We start from the raw sequence: 18,501 nt of genomic DNA on the forward strand, positions 1-18,501 counted from the left end.
CTTCTGGTCTCCTCTCTTTATGGCCGAACCGCTCCGGGCTCACTGCCTTGAATCCACAGATCCAGTACTTCATCCAGTTCTAATGCTCTTGTCTTCAGCAGCTTCAATTCTGACGATTGCAGGATCTGCTCCACCGCCATACACTCTGTTGTAACAAAAGAAATCTTCCCCGCGCCCTCCGGCTTCCAGCTCACAATGCCCGGAAGCTCCTCCACCAGCTCAGCGTCTGCACTGATCCAGCATTCCTTCCAATTGTCCAGCAGGCTGTCCTTCTCTACCATCCCGAGCACCTTGCCGTGATGCATGAGCACAATATAGTCTGCCAGGCGGCGCACTTCGTCCACGATGTGCGTGGACAGGATAATCGTCGTTTCGCCGCCCTTCATGCATTCCTGCAGCTGATGAATCATCTGTTTCCAGGCGAATGGATCAAGCCCGGAGGAAGGCTCATCCAGCAGCAGCAGTCTCGGCCTTGGCGCCAGCGCGGCCGCAATTTCGAACTTGCGGCGCTCCCCCTTGGACATACTGCCCAGCTTCATCCCCCGGGGCACTCCGAATACCGACAGCAGCTCGTCAAAATAATATCCGTCCCACGTATCGTACCACTGCGACCGGAAGGCCGCGGCAGCCTCCACAGTACTATGCTTCTCTTCCACACTAAGCTGCTCCGGCACAAAGCCAATCTGCTTGCGAATATGTAAGGGAAGCTCATTACAGTGGCTCTCATGAAGCCACGTAATCTCTCCTTCATCCGGAATGACCGCTTGAATAAGCATATTCATGAGCGTGCTTTTGCCCGATCCGTTTGGACCCACTATAGCGACAATATAGCCTTCCGGAATAGACAGTGTAATAGGCCCGATCCGCTTCGTGCGCCGATGCTTCGTTACACCATGCATTTCAATCAGTGCCGGCTCCATCATCCTTCCCCCCCTTTTCCCTGGTACTTCTGCTGCAGCATGGCCTCAAACAGGACTCGAAGCTCCTGCTCGCTGCAATGGACCGACAAGGCTGTATTCACGGCTCCCTCCAGCGCCTGAAGCACCGCATCCTGCTTGAACTGCTGCCTTGCCTCCTCACCAACCCCGGCCACAAACGTTCCCGTCCCCTGCCTCGTTCTTAGCAGCCCTTCATTCTCCAAATCCTGATATACCCTTCTGACCGTAATCACACTACAGTTCAGTCCGCTTGCAAATTCCCGAATCGATGGCAGCATGGTGCCCTCCTCAACCTCACCGGTAATAATAAGTGAACGCAGTTGGGTTTCAATCTGGTGATATAAAGGCTCGGCACTGTGCTCATTGATCTGGATCGGGATCCGCACCCATGGTCACCTCTCTTCTATGTACTCTTTAGACACCGCTCAAGTTTCATCTCATTTACATCAGGTCCCGTTTTTTCATCCGGCGACACGTTAGCCGCAGCGCGCATCCGTAGCTAACAAGCCCCGTCAGCACCGTAATATATAGCCATGGAGTCATCAGCCCATACTCCTGTGAGCTCGCCATGATTCGATGAATCAAGCTGAAACGCAAACCGGCAGTTTGAATCCCGATCAAGACGAGGACAAACGCGCCAACGACCGCCATGGTCATCCAAAAATACCGTTTGCCGCTCTTCATAAACTCCAGGTAAATATACATGCCGTATACCATAAGCCCGAACCCGATCCAGGTGATGCTGAACAGAATGTACGCACTGAGTGAAACGTAATCCTTCACCCCGTCGCCCGGAAGCAGATACACGGCTCCAAAAAAGATCACCCCATTAAATATAAAAGCGAGCAGGCCAAGAATGCCTCGACTGAGCACGACAGCCTCCAAGGGGATCGGCAGGCTTTTGTAAAAATAAAGCATTTGCGTGTAGGAGTCCTCGCTCAAATACTTAAAGGCCCTTCTGGAAAGATAGAAGCCCAGCATTGGCGTAAAGATCATAAGCCAAATGTCGTAAAAAGGCAGAGGTGCGGTTTGCTGAAATGCGGTCTTTAACATGAGCCCGAATGAAGCCCCCGCATACAGCATAAATACGGAAGTCCATAGCACCATCCATTTATCCTGCCGGAATTCCTTGATGATAATTTGGGTGACCTGCTGCGATAAAGTCAAATTCTTCACCTCCCATTTCCAATAGACTTCAGGTCCGACGGTCCTCCTGTTTCTCAAGCGGCCTCTACCCGATGTGCTTACTTGAAAACTATGTGTGCTTACTGTATATATCTTTATACACACTATAGATGGCAAACCCAATTCCTGTCAACCTTTAATTGCTGACTCCATTTCTTTGACCTTATACGAATGTAACAAAACAGGCGCTCCAAGAGATCCTCGATCTCTCGAAACGCCTGTACTTGCAAGTATAACCGTCCCTACTCTATGCCAAAAATCGCTTTCCACACTGGCGCGGTATGACCGCCCGGGTACAGGAGGTACAGCAGTACATATACCGCTACGCCTGTAATGGCGGTAATAAACCAGATCACCGAGGTAATGCGGCCCCATTTCCGGTGCTTTGCATATTTTTCCTTGAAGCCAAGCACCAAGGTGCTAATGCCGAACACGGCTGCAACCGTGGCCAGGACAATGTGGAAGATCAGAAACACCTGATAAAATGGCTTGAGATCATCCGGTCCGCCCCAGGTCGTATTGCCAACAAATATGGTGCGCGAGCTGTAAATAATAAAGAAAATCACCGCGGCAATCGCAGCCAGGATCATCGTCTTTTTGTGCGCTGCGCGCTTGCCTTTTATGATGAGCCCCCACCCGATCGCAACCAGCACGGCACTGATCACAATGAATGTTGTGCTGATGGTGGGAAACAAGAAATACAGATCCATGATTATCCTCCTTCGTTATGATGCGGTGATGCCAATTACTCCAGCCTGCCTGGTTTAGCTCAGCATGCCGCTCGCAGATGATACCTCTGCCGGCAGCGGATCATCCTCTTCATTCTCCCGCTTGTACCAATGGAAGAACACGTAAGCCAGCATGGAAGCGAATATAATCTCCTGGAAAAACTTCATGATAATCCCGCCGACTCTCTGATCCACCTTGGGATCCATCACACCGAAAAATTCCGGTCCGCCAAAGCGGTTCAGCAGTGCCGAAGGGTCACCAGATACACAGTATCCCATCGCCTTGGCCCAGATGGCCGGATCACTGTACGTCGCATACATCGGCTCACTTGCAAAAATAATGAGTGCACACGCCGGTGTCAGCAGCACCATGTTCAAGAAAATGAAGCCCATCTTTGCAAGCCCTGTTGACCGGTCCTTCTCCGGAATCGGCTGCAGGATCGACCACCACATCAGAATGGAGGCAATGAACAGAATCAAATAGTATGCCCGGTGCACCCAGAAATTAAGCATCACAAAGTCATGGATCGCCGGGAAATGGTACAGCGAGAACAAGCCGTTAAACAATACCGCTGATAATACAGGACGCGTTAGAAAGCCTAAGGACCGCCCAAACGGATTGACCCGGTCGAAGGAGCGCCACAGCCACACGGGAATGCCGAGAATCAGCAGCGGTGTCGCCACCAGATAAGACATGGCCATACTTACCATATGGAATGAGAACATCGTATGTCCCAGCAGGCTGACAGGACCGCCCTGCGCGATATACATCGACAGCATCCCGCTGACAAACAGCAGCTTTCGGCCGGCTGATACCGGTTCACTCCCTTGAAACCGGCTTGACAAGGGACCCGTCACCGCGAAATAGGCTGCGGTCAGCAGCAGCATAAAGGCGAGAAACAACGGACTCCACTGCTCTTCAAACGTAAAATATTCCAAGCCCAGCATGTAAAAAACCTCCCCCTACCGGGTCAAATCTGTCGAAATTGTGACAAGGGCCTTTAACGAGAGAGAAACGGTATAGCTGCCATCCTGGGCAGGAACCGTTTCTGTAGAAATGCAGGATCGCTTGTCCTGCCATATCCGTAATCTTGATCTTGAAAAAAAGAGGTGGCGCAAAAGCCCACCTCTTCGTATTTTACCACCAAACCCAATAGATTGCCATGACGATTGCCGTGCTTGCCACAAAGAATCCACCGACCATAAACAGAATTGGCATCAGATGGCCTTTATCCTTCAAGTGCATCCAGTAGCCCATTTGCACGAACACCTGAAGCACTGCCATAACGAGCAGCAGAATGATCGTAAAGGCCGGGTTCACATCACCGGCAGCTACTGCCGCAAAGGCAATCGCGGTGAGCACGATGGAGAAAATGAACACTACAATATGCTTTTGGGGACCTTCTGTACGATGACGATGCCTTACTGCCTGATTCTCCGGTTGCTGTTGATTTGCAGCCATTTCTTAGCCCACCTTTCCAAGAAGGTATACGACCGAGAAAATAAACACCCACACGACGTCGATAAAGTGCCAGTACATGGCGGATACATAAACCTTAGGTGCCGTAACGACAGTCAGGCCCTTTCTATACAGCTGAGCAATCAGCAAGCCGATCCAGACTACCCCGAACGCAACGTGAGCGCCGTGAAAGCCGACCAAGGTATAAAATGCGGATGAGAATGCACTCGTCGTCAACCCGAATGATTCATGTGCAACGTACTCGTAAAACTCATAAATTTCCAGGCCCAGGAACGCCAGACCCAAAGCGACCGTAACGATGAGCCATACCTTCAGCTTCTGAAGATCGTGGCGGTGCATCGCCTGGATGGCGAACACACTGGTCAAGCTGCTGACCAGCAGGATTGCAGTAGCAATCGCTGTGATCGGCAGAGAGAACAATTCCGCAGCCGTAGGGCCGTCATTGTTGGAATTGCGAAGTGCAAGGAATGTTGCGAAAAGCGTACCGAAGAGTACGGCTTCCCCGCCCAGGAAGAGCCAGAAGCCGAGCGTCTTGTTGCGGCCCTCGAGGGTCGCTTTTTCGGGCTCGTGAGGAAGCTCTCCGTTTACGTGCTCTGCGTGTGCGGATGTCATGCTTTTTCCTCCTCTTCCTGATCTTCCGGTTCAATATGATAGCCTGGGTCATCGATCAGGGAACGAGTGATCATAGCCCCGAACGTAATCAGCAGACCGACAATCAGAACAAGATAGTTGTTAAAGATAAACGACATGAATGAGTTATTGAAGCCTTCTCTGCTGAACATGAAACCCAGACCTGCGATGAACAGACCCAAGGACATAATGAACGGCAGAATGGAAGGAGACGGCATATGAATCGAGCCAACCGGCTCCGCAGGCGTCATGCCCTTGTTCCCGGACATTTTCTCTTTCCACAGGGCATCAATACCGCGTACAAGCGGAGTCTGCTTGAAATTGTACTCCGGCGGAGGAGAAGGAATACTCCACTCCAGTGTACGTCCATCTTCCCATGGATCGGCCTTGGCATTCTTCGGCTTCTTGCTAGTGATGATGATGTTGTACAGGAACAGCAGAATACCTACGCCCATCAACAGGGCACCGATCGTACTGATCAGGTTCAGGGTGTCAAAATTCTGGTTCGGCAGGTACGAAACGATCCGACGCTGCATTCCCAGCAGACCCAGGAAGTGCTGTACAAAGAACGTCAGGTGGAAGCCAATTGCAAAGGTCCAGAAGGTCCATTTGCCGATCGGCTCGCTCAGCATACGTCCGAACATCTTCGGCCACCAGTAATGGAGACCCGACAGCAGGCCGAATACCAGACCGCCGACAATAACATAGTGGAAATGCGCAACTACAAAATACGTATCATGATACTGGTAATCCGCGGGTGCGGATGCCAGCATAACGCCGGTCACGCCGCCCATAACGAACGTCGGAATGAAGCCGACAGCGAACAGGTTGGCGGTCGGGAACGAAATCTGGCCGCCCCACATGGTGAAAAGCCAGTTAAAGATCTTAATCCCTGTAGGGACCGCAATCAGCATGGTTGCAATGGAGAACAGTGCATTCGCCACCGGACCCAGGCCCGTTGTAAACATATGGTGAGCCCAGACCATGAAGCCCAGGAACGCGATCAGAATGGTCGCAAACACCATGGAGCTGTAGCCGAACAGACGCTTACGGGAGAATGTAGGAATAACGTCAGAAATAATACCGAAGGCCGGCAGAATCAGGATGTACACCTCAGGGTGTCCGAAGATCCAGAAAATATGCTGCCACAGTACCGGGCTGCCGCCCGCTGCTACATCAAAGAAATTAGCGTCCAGGATCCGGTCAAAGCTCAAAAGAACCAGACCGACGGTAATTGCCGGGAACGCGAACAGGATCATAGCCGATGTAATGAAGGATGCCCAGGTAAACATAGGCATTCTCATGTAAGACATGCCTGGTGCGCGCATCGTAATGATCGTTACCAGGAAGTTAATACCGCCGATCAGAGTTCCGAGACCGGCAATCTGAAGACCGATCGTATAGAAGTCAACCCCGTGGCTGTCACTGTATGTCGAGGAGGACAACGGTGTATATGCCGTCCAGCCTGCATCCGGTGCGCCGCCCATAACCCAGCTCAGGTTCAGCAGAACACCACCGAACAGGAACGTCCAGAAGCCCAGCGAGTTCAGAAACGGGAACGCAACGTCACGTGCACCGATCTGCAGCGGTATGACCGCATTCATTAATGCAAAGATGACGGGCATAACGCCCAGGAAGATCATTGTCGTCCCGTGCATTGTAATCAATTCGTTAAATACTTGAGCCGATACGAAATCATTCATCGGCTTGATCAGCTGAAGCCGGATCAGAATCGCTTCAATGCCGCCGATTCCGAAGAAAAAACCACCCGCAATCAGATACAGTATGCCGATTTTTTTGTGATCGACTGTGGTCAGCCAGTCCATGATGCCGGTATAGCGCTTTACGCTATGATGGTGGTCGCCATGGACATGACCTTGAGCCTGTGCTTGAGCCAAGGTTTGTACCCCCTTCTAAAGTCCTTGCTGTATTAGTAATCCAACTTGTAATTGGCCAGGTAATCGGCAATCTGCTCAATCTCTTCGTCGCTGAATCCGAGCTCTTTCGGATCAGGCATGGTGTTGCCAGGCTTAACCTCCTGCGGCTCGGAGAGCCATTGTACCAGGTTGTCCTTCACCGGGCTGGAGCCTTTTGCACCGTTAATATCATTCAGCAGAATTCCAGCGATCGTCTCCCGGGAGCCGATCCCTGTCAGATTAGGGCCTAAAAATCCACCTTGGTCACCTACAGCATGGCAGGAGAGACAGTTGGTTTTGAACTTCTCAGCCAGCTGGCTGTCTTCAGGCAGCACGGCCGGCGCTTTGAATGCTTCCACCCAAGCGTCGAATTGTTCAGCTTCAACCGCTTTCACGCGGAATTCCATATATCCGTGTGACTGACCGCACAGCTCTGCACATTTACCAATGTATGTACCTGGGTTTCCTGTACTGAGACTCATATGGTTGATGGAGCCGTCCGGATTCGTATCCGTCTTACCCGCCAGAGAAGGCACCCAGAAGGAGTGAAGCACGTCTGCTGTTCTCAAACGCAGTGCTACCTCACGGTCAACTGGCATCAAGAGCTCTTGAGCGGTTGTAATGTCGTATTGAGGATAACTGAATTCCCACCAGAATTGATGGCCAGTAACCTCAACCTGGAGAACCCCTTCCTCATTCCATTTGTCTTCGCCATAAGCGAATACCTTTTGAATCGTTGGAACTGCAAGCACGATTACGAGGAGAAGCGGAATCGCTGTCCAGATAATCTCGAGCTTGTGGTTGCCTTCAACCTGTACCGGCACTTCGTTCTGGCCCGGTTTTCTGCGGAACTTGATCAGTACATACGCCGCGATTACAAACACGACCACGACCACAAGAGCCATAATCGAGATTGAAATCGTGATCAATCCCAGCTGTCCTTCAGCCACCGGACCTTGTGGATTCAATACTGACAAGTCCTCACGGCCGCAGCCGGACAAGAGCAAAGAAAACATGGCCAACAAAGGAAGAAGACGCTTTAGAGCCTGCCACCGTTTCATCATTGATCTACCCCACTTTTCCGATTTTCGTAGACTACCATCCAAGCGCGAACAGCGGTAATCTACCTGCAGTATCACGGATGAAGTAATCCTGTCCATTAAAGCAATCACCTATTAAATATAAGTTTAAGGTCACCTTTTGTCAATGATTCACAAGGAGTTCACAAATTGTTCGAAAAGATGTCAAAGTCGCGCCACGACTGAGTTTGTAAACGTTTTCATATGTAGTCTGCAACATTTGCGAACCGCTTGCAGCTTCCTTGTCTTCTTGACATCGACATAATGTAACACGCACTGCTATATGTACATATTTGGACATGCTCACTCTAGCATTCATGCGGCGGCAGCAGCTAGAATAGTCCCTAAAGCCTTCGCCTCTTGGTCTCAGCCGCCTTCAAATCTCTCAATCCTTACTCCGTCAAAATGAGCGGCCCGCCCTTCGTGATCCCAATGGTATGCTCATACTGGACTCCGAGCGTTCCATCTGCCGCAGAGATTGTCCACCCGTCCTCCTCCCACAGCACGGCTCCTGTAGGACCCAGCGTAAATACCGGCTCAATGGTGATGACCATGCCCTCTTTCAGGCGCCGGCCTTTGCCGGGGGTGCCGAAGCTAGGAATATCCGGCGGCTCGTGCAGCTGCTGACCTATGCCATGGCCCACCAGCATCTTGACTACACCGTAGCCGCCTTTTTGCGCAGCACTCTCCAGTATGTAGCCGATATCTCCGATAGTCTGACCGACCCGGGCCTGCTGGATCCCGGCGAATAAAGCAGCCTGTGTGTGCGACATCAGCCTCGCCGCTTCCTTGCAGGGCGTCCCGGCCGCATAGGTCCAGCCGCGGTCTGCCAGCCACCCATTCTTGTTGACGACCAGATCGATTTTTACAATGTCACCGGCCTTTAGAGGCTCTGGCTTCGGAAATCCGTGGCAAATCTGGTGATTGACCGAGGCACAGGTCGCGAACGGAAATCCCTTATGTCCTTTTTGCTCGGGATAGGCTCCGGCCTGCCGCAGAAATTCCTCCACTCTTTCGTCGATTTCCAGTGTCGTGGCACCGGGCCTTACCCATTGCTCAATCTGGCGGTGACAGGCAGCCGCGATGGCTCCTGCTTCACGTATGTAGGCCATTTCCTCTTTGCTTTTCAGGTTGATTCTCATACCGCTTCACTCCTCTACCATCATGCTCGCCCGCGCGATGTCCTTCCTTCTTACTATATGACGGCAAAGCACGCAAAAAAACCGTTCCCGGGTAATTTCCAGAAACGGTTTAACCATTTATCATCACAAAGCAGTATCAACCACTCTCTGAAAGAAAGCTTTTCTTTAAGATACGGAAGAATTCAGACGGCCGAGCTCGTGCTCCACAACCAGGGTCAGTTCTTCCTCATACCCCCCCATGATATGGTATTTCCGGACATACTCCTTTACAAATTTCTTCGGATCCTTTGGCCGGAAAATTCGTGTCATTTCCCGCAGACTTTCTTTAACCTCATTGTGACCTTTCGTTGCCATGACGATCCCTCCCAAAACGTTTGGAATAACAATTCGTTAAGAGAATGCCGAAAAGATCTACCCGTTAAATTAAATTTCTGCCATGCTTCCCACGGTGATAGGTTGAACCTCAGCAACTTACCGTGCATCTGACACTACATACCACAAAAGCAGCTAACTGAATCATTTATGTATTGTATCATATTCCACTGTTTGTTTCATCTTTCCCAAAAAATGTTTTCCGTTTTGCGGATATGCTCATAAGCTGAGGCGTCGTTTTGGTTAAAATATCAGCAGATCGCTTATGCATTCTATATCAAAGCTGATGCTGCCTGGATTGCAACCTGCTGGCAGGGCTTAAGAGGAGGCGTTCGTCATGCCAAAGACACCCGCTGTATCTATTTTGTCTGCACCTGTACAAAGCTATTCCAGCCTGCCCACTGCTGCTCCAGAGGACCAAGGGTGCGAGCCGTCTCTGCTGGAGCAGGCACATCTGCAGATCGACAGGCGCTATCCCAAAATGAAAAGCTTTCTCGTGCTCCGTCACGGAAAGCTGGTCTATGAGCAGTACTATAACGGACATCATGCCGGAGCACTGAACGATCTCAGGTCTGCTACCAAGAGCTTCACTTCCATCCTGTTCGGCATCGCACTTGAAGAGAAGCTTCTCCCGCCTCTGGATACGCCGGTGCTCTCCGTACTGGGCAAGTATATGAACAGGCCCGGTCACCGCCTCCTGTCCAGCGTGAGCTTTCATCATCTGCTGAGCATGACTGCAGGCTTTCGGTGGAAAACTGGCAACAAGCTGGGTGAGCCGCTCATTCACCAATTTCACCGTAACCGGCGCTGGGCCTCCTTTGCACTTTCGCTGCCTATAGATGAAGAGCGCATAGGCAGCTTCCAATACCGGAGCACGGACTCCCATCTGCTCTCGGTTGCGATCAGCGAGGGGTCCGGACAGGATGCCTACGCTTTTGCCGCCGACAGGCTGTTCGGTCCGCTGGATATTCACCACTCCGCCTGGGCGCCCAGCCCGGAAGGGCATAGCATGGGTCACGTCGGCCTCTATCTGACCTCTCGGGACATGGCTAAATTCGGACAGTGCTGCCTCCAGCATGGAGAGTGGGAAGGAACGCAGCTGATCCCGGCATCCTGGCTTGCACTTGCGCTTAGCACCCAAACGGAAGGCTATCCCGCCTTCGGTGATTATGGTTACCAATGGTGGTCGGGCAAAATCAACGGACAGCCCTACTCCCTCGCCCACGGACACGGAGGTCAGCAAATTTACCTGTTCCCGGGTCTGGATGCGGTGGTCGTATTCACCCAGGACAGCCACGTAAGCCGCTGGAAAAACCCCCGCCGGCTCTTGGAGCAATATGTGCTCCAATCTATGGGGGCCGGCTAGCGCGGCGTGGCTGCGGAGCCGGGCGGAGCTGGGGCGGAGCCGGGTGCGCCACCTCCATGGATAATTGGGCGCGGAACTGGAGAGGTTATGTGTATATCCGCCGCTGCTGTTTATGAAGGACTGCGCGGCGGCATGGCACTATTTTCTTTTTTCGAAAGGAGCGAGACCGAAATGGCCGGAAAAGATAAAGAAATGCCTCCTATTTCCAGAGAAGAAGTGGAGGTTGACGGTGTGTATACCGATGAGGCTGGGCATGAGGAGCATCTGATGCGCGGCGAAACGTTTCCTGCCGACCCTGTGTTGGGAACGACGGAGTGGCGCCTTAGGGAATACGATTTTGAGAACCATCACGAGGGCCGCACGGATGAGCGCATGGTCGTGAAAGCTAAAAGGCACGGCAAGCAGGACAAGCTGGATCCGCGATACAGCAACGCAGACGGTCAAGGCTAGACTCCTCCCATGAGGACCGAGGCGAGGCTTAGCGGCATACTTTGTCCGCTCCATTCATAAGGTAGAGTAGCTTGCCTTAAGACAAGGAGTTGGTGCAATGTCTCCCTTTAAATCGTCTACCGGAATGCCGGAGAACCTGGCTGGTACGCTCTGCTATCTTTTTCCGATGGTGGGCGGCATCCTCTTCCTCGCATTGGAAAAAAGAAGCCGCTACGTCTTGTTCCACGCTCTGCAGTCTCTGCTGGCCTTCGGCATCCTTGCCCTCGCCCATCTGCTCTCCGGGGCCGTGCCCCTGATCGGGCTGCTGGCGACTGCTCTGCTGGGTCTCGTCAGCGTGCTGCTGTGGCTCATGATGATGATCCACGCCGCACAAGGGCGCTGGTATAAGCTGCCCTGGATCGGGTATTTTGCGGAAAAACAGATCACGCGAATGTAAGTAAGCCTGAAGCTGGGCCTCGAGAAAACTTGAAGAGGGTGTCCCGAAGTAAATTCGGGACACCCTCTTGTTTTATCTTTACGCGGCTGCCACGCCTTACGGCCCATCGAACGCGAAAAACCGAACTCGTTTCGCGGTCACGGTGCCTTACGGCCCATTGAACGCGAAATACCGAACTCGTTGCGCGGTCACGGCGCCTGGCGGCTCATCGAACGCGAAATACCGAACTCGTTGCGCGACCACCGCGCCTGGCGGCTCAACGAACGCGAAAAACCGAACTCGTTTCGCGGTCACGACGCCCTACCGCGCCTCAAGGCGCCCGCACCGCTCCACGCGCCCCCAGCACCACACAGACGGCCCGCGCCCACACGCCGCTCACCTACGGCTGAAAGGTGACCTCGATCTGCACGATCTCCGAGCGCGAGCCGAGGCGGATGGGCGGTCCCCAGAAGCCGTAGCCGGAGGTTACGATGGAGTGCATGCTGCCTTTTTGCAGATAGCCCCAATCATTCTCAAACATCGCGCCGGTAATGAGATTGCCAGGGAACACCTGACCGTTGTGGGTATGCCCCGACACGACCAGGTCCGTCCCTGCCTCCTGCGCTTCGTCCAAAGCGTTCGGCTGGTGATCCAGCAGCAGCACGGGCGCGGTCAAATCGCGTCCACTCAGGATTTGCGACAGCTCCGCCCGACCTGCATCCTGCTTGTCCCGCCGTCCCGCAATCGTTATGCCCTGCACCTCGGCCGTTTCATCATAGAGCACCTGCATTCCGCTTTGCTCCAAAGCTGCGATCAGCTCGGTGATCTCTCCATCAAAGCGGTCGTGGTTTCCAAGCGAGGTGTACACCCCGTATTTACTCTGAATTCCCTTCAGCAGCTCCACCATGCCGAGGTCCAGGTAAGCCTCCAGATCATCGTCAATGACATCCCCCGGAATCAGCACGAGATCCGGCTGCAGCCGGTTCATCTCCTCTACCATTCTTTCGGCATGCCCGGCGCCGGATAACAGTCCAAAGTGCATATCTGCCGCCATCACGATGTTCAGAGACTCCACCTCTGCAGCTTTGGGAATAGTAACCTCATAAGAGCGGACTACCGGACTATAAGCGTTGTAAATTCCGAAGCCAATAATAGCGGCCGACAGCACCAGTACCGTGATTCCGGCTCTTTTCTCCGTCCGATGGGAGTGCAAAGAAGCCAGCTTCATCACCCACAGCAGCAAATGCGTCAGCGGCAGCAACAGAATGAGAACATAAAAGAGCGCCATCCAGTATGATCCGATCATACTCAGAATTGTGACGCCGCCAAAAAACCGCCCCAGAATAAACGAGGTCGAAACAACGGTCAGTATGATAATATATGCGGCCTTCAGCCAGCGGGCCGGCTTTGGACTCATCCACTTCCACAGGCTACGGCCAATGTAGTAGACCAGCAGTGCGTAAACAAGCAGTATGGCAATCCCAGCAGCTATAAACATGTTCAGTCCCCTTTTTTGATATATACGGTATGAACTCTATTATAGCAAGCAGGCACGGGATATCCCAGCGGCGGGGTACGAGCCCCCGATCACGCCTAGAAGCCGGCTCGCTTCGGGGAGAGCAGCTCATTCAATATCGACTTCAGATTGTGGTCCTCCTGATGCTTCTCCTCACCAAGATCGAGCTCATTTACGCGAATGTAGCGAAAATCCGGGTCCAGGCCGGCCGGCAAAAACCGCTGGCTGTCGTCCGGGTCCGGTACCACGTGCAGATCCATGTTCGCAAACATGCCGATCAGATCTTCCCCCGTCGGCCGCTCGCCCTGCTCCACAAAGATCAAGCCCCGCAGCTTCTTGGGCCCATCTTTCTGAACGACAGTGAAATGAACGATACATTCCATACTCTCATCTCCTTCATGGTTTAGAACCTAATGTTGAACCATAACCAGGGTGACTTCTATGTTACCCAATGTACCCACGCTCTAAAAAAATAAACGCACCGCTAAGGTGCGCTTATCCGGTCTCTTTTTTGACTGGCAGGCCGGTCATTTCCTTTCATGGCTTCAATGCCCAACTCATCCTCGGGCTCCGGGCTCAGATACTCCTTCTGAATAACATCAAAATGAGCACCATAGCGCTCCTCGAGCTCCTTGCCCATATCCTGCTCCAGCTCAAACAGCACCAGCTCCTGCGAGAACTGGCTCAAGAGCAGCTCCACCATAACGGGATGCGTAGTCACGAGCGCGCTGGTGTCCAGCTCGCCCCCTCTCATGCCAATCATGCACCATGCGCGGTCCACGACCAGCGAGAACTTGCGGCCGCCCCTTTTGCGCTCCTGGGTTCCCTTCCAGCCCGGCCAGGCCAGGGTGCGGGAAATCCCCTGCTCGCTGCTCTCGCATGCCCACAGCACGCGGACACCGCGGGATTCCGCAGCAGCAAGCTCCTTCTGCAGCAGCGCTGCTTCCTCACGCCACAAATCCACCACGATCTCCTCTCTAGCCCCTGCCAGCTGCCGAGCGGCCTGATCCAGCACCGCCTTGTCGCCGTCGCTTTGGGTAAAGGAGTCCTGGACGCCCTCCGGCCGGGGCAAAATCTTCTCTACAAATGCAAGCGACGACTCTACCCGCTCGGAAATGAGCCGGGTCAGCTCCTCCGGACGCAGCGCTTTGTAACGGGCCGGCTCTCCCGGCTCCTTCAGCAGTGCGCCCTGACGCTCCAGGCGCTGCATGGCTGCATACACATTCGAGCGGGATGCGCCCAGCCGCTTCGCAATCTCGTACCCCCCCGCCGGGCCGTGGCGAGCCAGCTCCACGATGATTTTGGATTCAATCTCGGTAAAACCGAGGCTGCGCAGATGATGCAGTAACTGTTCCATACTTATGTCCTCCCCGTGCTGTTTACGGCTTCTGATCTCCTGACGCATCTTGCGGATCGTCACCATTCATGAATCCGGACCAGATCCCGCGCTGGTTGGCGTGCGGTGCTCAGACCTTCTGAATCAAATTTGCTCGGCGCCGCACCGCGGACACCACTTCGAGCCTTTCGTGAGATCGCCGCTGCAGATCTGGCATTTCACCGTATCTCTGTCCAAGCCCTCTGCCGCAGCTGCATCCCGGCTCTGATTGTTCTCCTGCCAGAAGCGGATTCTGCGATCCAGTTCCAGCTGACGCTCTCTCTCCCGCTCCAGCTCCTCCAGATGACGGCGTTCCCGTCCCTTCTCCTCCTGCTGCCGGCGCACATGCTCTTCCTCCGGTTCGTAGGAATCCTCGTCGGGGCCGTAATCCTCGTATTCCGTTCCAAAAGAGTACTCATCGTCCTCTTCAAGGCTATGGTTCTGCCCCTGCTCCTTCTCATCCTTGCCAGCACGATACTTGTAGCCTTCGTCCGGATCGCGCTCCGCCGCTGCCGTTTCTTCCCGGTACAGTGACTCTTCTGCAGCGTCCTCATACACGCTGTCCTGAGTCCGTTCTGTACGCCGCACCTCATAGGACGGCTTGCGGCCTTCCTGCTTGCTGCCGCAATACGGACAGAAGTTAACGTCCAGCGGTACGGTACGGCCGCACTGACAGAGGCGCTCATTTTTCATAACGGCGATTCGTCCGCGCAAGCTGTAAATCTGCTCCTCCAGCTCATCGCACGCTTTGGCCAGGCTGACCATTTCCTTCTCCGCAAGACTCATATCCTGGGAACGGTAGCCTTCATAAAAAACCTTTCCCATCTCGGTATAATAGCTGTTCTTCTGCTGTTCAATCTCCGAAATCCGGCTGTTCAGCTTATTGATCTCGACGACATGCTGAGCTTTTTCGGTCGCTTTGTTCGCACCGTCCTTCAGCCTCTGCAAAATATTCATATCGCTTCTCCTCCTTCATTTCCCGCGGGTAATCATCCTATTGTTTTCAATCCTTGCAAGTATATGCTCACTCTCAGGCTCTTTGGTATGGCGCGTGCGCCTTTTCATAATATGTATGCTGTAAGTTGCAAACGACAAGAGCTGACTCTATCATACCAAATTTGCAAGCCTTTGAAAAAAAAGAAGCAAGTCACAAAGCTCAGCTTCCTGCTATGATTCACCCGGCTGCGGGCAGTGTAAACAATGGATATACTTTCATTACACTCCGGGAGCCCCCGGGCAAACGAGATCACGGAGGGATTTTTTATGAGCGAGAACAAAAAGTACTATATATCGATTGCGCACAACCTGATCCAGGAAGAGCCTTACGATTCGAATGAATTTGTTGTATATGTCGATGACGATCAGCTCGTGAAATTAAGAGATTTAATGAAGGATGCCTCGGGCAGCGACAAGCATGCGTTTCTCCGCACCTTTATTCCGTACAAATCAGCGGATCACGACGAGGCGGTGGAGGAGCATGATGACACTGTAATTGCCTTATACAGCTACATCTACCGGTTCGGAGACGAAACCGCAAGGAAGACGATCAAGGACATGAACATTATTCCGAAGCTGGTGGAGGACACGGGGTATGACGATCCCGGCTATGAAGGATCTCCGCTCAACAAATAAAATAAATGCCGTGCAGGAAGCAGGGATCCGGTGACAGGATGCCTGCTTTTTGGGCATGACAAAGGGCCAGCTTCCTTCCGAAGCTGGTTCCTTGTCGTCTGTAAGGAGAGCAGATGCCTCTTCATTAGCTTGGCGTTTACAGCTTGATGAAATCCGCGTCAAGATACTCCTCCAGCGTCAATCCGCTCTCGGCTATGTCCAGAGCAAGGTCTTTGCCTACATAGCGAAGGTGCCAGGGCTCGTATACATAGCCGGTTACGTCCTCTTCGCCCTGAGGATAGCGGATGATAAAGCCATACTCCGGCGCATGCTGTGCCAGCCACTTCCCTTCGGCGGTCTCGCCAAAGGCAGCGCTGAGCTCATTGCCGGCACTCGGAGAAGAAACATCCATCGCAAGCCCCGTCTGATGCTCGCTCGTTCCAGGGAGCGCACTGATTCTGGCGGCTTCAGCTTCGCCCTTGGTGCGGACATGGTTCTGATACACCGATTGCTGACGCTCGTAGGAGCGGTAGCCGGAAATGGCACGGAGCTCCATGCCGTCTTTCTCTGCAGCGGCAAACAGCCCCTCCAGTGCCGCAGCCGCCTCGGTGCGCATCAGACGCTTCTCATGGGGCTCATTGAAAGAAAACGGCACCTTCGGCTCCCTCAAATCCGCAGGCTCGTAGCCTTCCGGCAGGCTGCGCTGCTTGTTCACCACTACGGCGGGGGAGCTCTCATTGGTGACGATCCACTGCCCGCTCTGCTCACGCACCGTCGCCTGCAGCGCTTGCTCGATACGCATGGCCGTCACATGATCTGTCTCCTCGCCGGGCTGTCGATCTGCTTGCGGATCTGTCTGCGGGTCCGGAGCTGCTGCCGTACCCGGACTCTCTGCCTCCTCCTGCTGCGGATTCTCTGCAGAGCCGGATGGTGTCTCCTCCGGAGATGCTGCTTGGAGATCTTCTGGCGCTCCTTCTTCTTGCGGAGCAGCGTCCTTTATCTCTGCTGGTGGCTGTTGATTATACTGAGTATGCAGGCTCGACCCTTCGGCGCTGCCTGAGCCTTCTGACTTGCAGCCGGATAACAGGGCTCCGGTGAGTATCATGCAGCCCAGCAAAGTACTTGCCCTGCGGGCTCCTGCTTGTATATTCATTCCTAATTCTCTCCTTATGCCAATCATCGTACCCCCATTGTACTCCACCACCGAAGCTGTGGACAAACCCTATTCCGCCGTATGAAAAAAAGCACAGGCCTTCCCTTCAGCCCTGCGCCAGCTATGGCGCGGGGTTGAAGGGACAGCCTGTGCTAGTGCGCGGGGCGCGCGGGGCGGGGGCGCGGGGCGCACGGCGCGGGGCGCACGGCGCGGGGCGCACGGCGCGGGGCGCATGGCGCGGGCGGGGGCGCGGGGCGCGGGGCGCGTGGCGCGGGGCGCCTAGCGCGCGCCCGGGCGGCGGCGCTCCGCCGCGTGGCGCAGCACCAGCGCGAGCGCCTCCTCGGCGCGGGCGCGCACGGCGCGGGGCGCACGGCGCGGGCGCGGGGCGCATGGCGCGGGGCGCACGGCGCGTGACGCGTGGCGCGTGGCGCGGGGCGCCTAGCGCGCGCCCGGGCGGCGGCGCTCCGCCGCGTGGCGCAGCACCAGCGCGAGCGCCTCCTCGGCGCGGGCGCCGGGCAGCAGGCCGGCCCAGTCTCCGGCCGGCCGCAGCGCTTCCGGTGGAGGCGGGGGCTTTACGCCCACCTCCACCTCCGCCAGCAGCTGCCCGGGGCGGTGCAGCCGCCCCTCGCCTGCGGCCTCGGCCAGCCACTCGCCCGGAGAAGGCCCGGCAGGGGCCTTCTCCTTCGGCGCGGCGGCTGATCCGGCGGCCTCGCTGCCGGCTGCCGGCGCTGACGCCTGCGCCCATGCGGCGAAGACGCCCGCCAGCAGCGCCTCGCGCGGCAAGCCGAGCAGCACCAGGCGCAGAAGCGGCTCTGCCGCCAGCTGCTCCCGTGCAGCGGCCAGCACCGCAGCAGCATGGCTGCAGGCAGTGCCTTCGCAGGAGCAGCCCACAACTGCTTCTTCATCCATCACAGATGAAGACAAAGGCGCCAGCCACTCTGGCAGCTTGCCCTGCAGCAAGCCGTACAGCGCCTGCGGATCGGCTGCAAAACGCGCCAGCACCTCCTCTTTGGCCCCCGCATCATGACGCAGCGGAATGGCCGCCTCCAGCGGCGGCTCCCCCGGCACACTTCCCTTAATCTCGCCCTCTGAGAAGCAAAGAGCTATCTCGCCAGCCTGTCGCTGCTCCATCACATGCATCCTCC

General features: G+C 54.7%; 21 protein-coding genes. 4 read left to right on the top strand and 17 right to left on the bottom strand.

All coding sequences use genetic code 11. The annotated features are described in order from the left end of the window. Window positions 1-17: 17 nt before the first annotated feature. The 11 genes from ACH6EH_RS02585 to ACH6EH_RS02635 all read right to left on the bottom strand — a co-directional run bounded on the left by ACH6EH_RS02585 (window position 18) and on the right by ACH6EH_RS02635 (window position 9,452). Complete coding sequence (locus ACH6EH_RS02585) at window positions 18-920, bottom strand: ATP-binding cassette domain-containing protein (protein WP_397331245.1); 903 nt, start codon at window positions 918-920, stop codon at window positions 18-20. Beyond that, the gene (locus ACH6EH_RS02590) at window positions 920-1,324 is read right to left on the bottom strand and encodes a GntR family transcriptional regulator (RefSeq protein WP_397331002.1); all 405 of its coding nucleotides are present in this window, start codon (window positions 1,322-1,324) and stop codon (window positions 920-922) included. Before ACH6EH_RS02590 ends, ACH6EH_RS02585 begins: the two co-directional genes overlap by 1 nt. A 55-nt stretch (window positions 1,325-1,379) precedes the next feature. Further along, window positions 1,380-2,105 carry a hypothetical protein gene (locus ACH6EH_RS02595; RefSeq protein WP_397331003.1) on the bottom strand — a complete coding sequence of 242 codons (726 nt, stop codon included), beginning with the start codon at window positions 2,103-2,105 and terminating at the stop codon, window positions 1,380-1,382. Window positions 2,106-2,365: 260 nt separating this feature from the next. Then, window positions 2,366-2,833, bottom strand: coding sequence for a DUF420 domain-containing protein (locus tag ACH6EH_RS02600; RefSeq protein ID WP_397331004.1), 468 nt, complete (start codon window positions 2,831-2,833; stop codon window positions 2,366-2,368). Window positions 2,834-2,887: 54 nt separating this feature from the next. Continuing rightward, window positions 2,888-3,799 (bottom strand): cytochrome c oxidase assembly factor CtaG, encoded by a 912-nt coding sequence (gene ctaG, locus ACH6EH_RS02605; RefSeq protein ID WP_138224345.1) that lies wholly within the window; start codon window positions 3,797-3,799, stop codon window positions 2,888-2,890. A gap of 190 nt (window positions 3,800-3,989) precedes the next feature. Next, a complete protein-coding gene (locus ACH6EH_RS02610; RefSeq protein WP_138224344.1) occupies window positions 3,990-4,313 on the bottom strand; it encodes a cytochrome C oxidase subunit IV family protein in 324 nt (107 codons plus the stop codon). Window positions 4,314-4,316: 3 nt separating this feature from the next. Beyond that, window positions 4,317-4,943, bottom strand: a complete 627-nt coding sequence (locus tag ACH6EH_RS02615; protein WP_138224343.1) for a cytochrome (ubi)quinol oxidase subunit III — start codon at window positions 4,941-4,943, stop codon at window positions 4,317-4,319. After that, complete coding sequence (ctaD, locus tag ACH6EH_RS02620) at window positions 4,940-6,787, bottom strand: cytochrome c oxidase subunit I (protein WP_138227595.1); 1,848 nt, start codon at window positions 6,785-6,787, stop codon at window positions 4,940-4,942. Before ctaD ends, ACH6EH_RS02615 begins: the two co-directional genes overlap by 4 nt. Window positions 6,788-6,891: 104 nt before the next feature. After that, window positions 6,892-7,941 (bottom strand): cytochrome c oxidase subunit II, encoded by a 1,050-nt coding sequence (coxB, locus tag ACH6EH_RS02625; RefSeq protein ID WP_397331006.1) that lies wholly within the window; start codon window positions 7,939-7,941, stop codon window positions 6,892-6,894. A gap of 407 nt (window positions 7,942-8,348) precedes the next feature. Next, complete coding sequence (gene map / locus ACH6EH_RS02630) at window positions 8,349-9,098, bottom strand: type I methionyl aminopeptidase (RefSeq protein WP_397331007.1); 750 nt, start codon at window positions 9,096-9,098, stop codon at window positions 8,349-8,351. A 165-nt stretch (window positions 9,099-9,263) separates the two neighbouring features. After that, window positions 9,264-9,452, bottom strand: coding sequence for a hypothetical protein (locus tag ACH6EH_RS02635; protein ID WP_138224340.1), 189 nt, complete (start codon window positions 9,450-9,452; stop codon window positions 9,264-9,266). Between the two features lie 355 nt (window positions 9,453-9,807). Here ACH6EH_RS02635 and ACH6EH_RS02640 point away from each other — a divergent pair, with 355 nt between their 5' ends. The 3 genes from ACH6EH_RS02640 (at window position 9,808) to ACH6EH_RS02650 (ending at window position 11,722) form a co-directional block, all read left to right on the top strand. Beyond that, complete coding sequence (locus ACH6EH_RS02640) at window positions 9,808-10,836, top strand: serine hydrolase domain-containing protein (RefSeq protein WP_397331008.1); 1,029 nt, start codon at window positions 9,808-9,810, stop codon at window positions 10,834-10,836. Between the two features lie 171 nt (window positions 10,837-11,007). Further along, on the top strand, window positions 11,008-11,286 hold the full coding sequence (locus ACH6EH_RS02645) for a transposase (protein ID WP_138224338.1): 279 nt from the start codon (window positions 11,008-11,010) through the stop codon (window positions 11,284-11,286). A gap of 97 nt (window positions 11,287-11,383) precedes the next feature. Further along, complete coding sequence (locus tag ACH6EH_RS02650; RefSeq protein WP_138224337.1) at window positions 11,384-11,722, top strand: DUF4870 domain-containing protein; 339 nt, start codon at window positions 11,384-11,386, stop codon at window positions 11,720-11,722. 379 nt (window positions 11,723-12,101) lie between these two features. Here the strand turns inward: ACH6EH_RS02650 and ACH6EH_RS02655 are convergent, their stop codons facing one another. The 4 genes from ACH6EH_RS02655 to ACH6EH_RS02670 all read right to left on the bottom strand — a co-directional run bounded on the left by ACH6EH_RS02655 (window position 12,102) and on the right by ACH6EH_RS02670 (window position 15,549). After that, complete coding sequence (locus tag ACH6EH_RS02655; RefSeq protein WP_397331009.1) at window positions 12,102-13,199, bottom strand: metallophosphoesterase; 1,098 nt, start codon at window positions 13,197-13,199, stop codon at window positions 12,102-12,104. Window positions 13,200-13,294: 95 nt separating this feature from the next. Next, entirely contained in the window at window positions 13,295-13,600 is a 306-nt protein-coding gene (locus tag ACH6EH_RS02660) for a hypothetical protein (protein ID WP_397331010.1), read from the bottom strand. Between the two features lie 101 nt (window positions 13,601-13,701). After that, complete coding sequence (locus ACH6EH_RS02665; protein ID WP_397331011.1) at window positions 13,702-14,574, bottom strand: TrmB family transcriptional regulator; 873 nt, start codon at window positions 14,572-14,574, stop codon at window positions 13,702-13,704. A gap of 123 nt (window positions 14,575-14,697) precedes the next feature. Next, complete coding sequence (locus tag ACH6EH_RS02670; protein WP_397331012.1) at window positions 14,698-15,549, bottom strand: zinc ribbon domain-containing protein; 852 nt, start codon at window positions 15,547-15,549, stop codon at window positions 14,698-14,700. Window positions 15,550-15,855: 306 nt separating this feature from the next. Between ACH6EH_RS02670 and ACH6EH_RS02675 the strand changes: the two genes are divergently transcribed. Then, window positions 15,856-16,224, top strand: a complete 369-nt coding sequence (locus ACH6EH_RS02675) for a hypothetical protein (RefSeq protein WP_138224331.1) — start codon at window positions 15,856-15,858, stop codon at window positions 16,222-16,224. 136 nt (window positions 16,225-16,360) lie between these two features. Here ACH6EH_RS02675 and ACH6EH_RS02680 read toward each other — a convergent pair whose 3' ends face one another. Then, window positions 16,361-17,356, bottom strand: coding sequence for a D-alanyl-D-alanine carboxypeptidase family protein (locus ACH6EH_RS02680; RefSeq protein WP_397331013.1), 996 nt, complete (start codon window positions 17,354-17,356; stop codon window positions 16,361-16,363). A 438-nt stretch (window positions 17,357-17,794) separates the two neighbouring features. Beyond that, window positions 17,795-18,487 (bottom strand): hypothetical protein, encoded by a 693-nt coding sequence (locus tag ACH6EH_RS02685; protein WP_397331014.1) that lies wholly within the window; start codon window positions 18,485-18,487, stop codon window positions 17,795-17,797. Window positions 18,488-18,501 lie beyond the last annotated feature (14 nt).

This window comes from Paenibacillus sp. JSM ZJ436, assembly GCF_044383795.1.
Taxonomy (GTDB): Bacteria; Bacillota; Bacilli; order Paenibacillales; family Paenibacillaceae; genus Paenibacillus_AQ; species Paenibacillus_AQ algicola.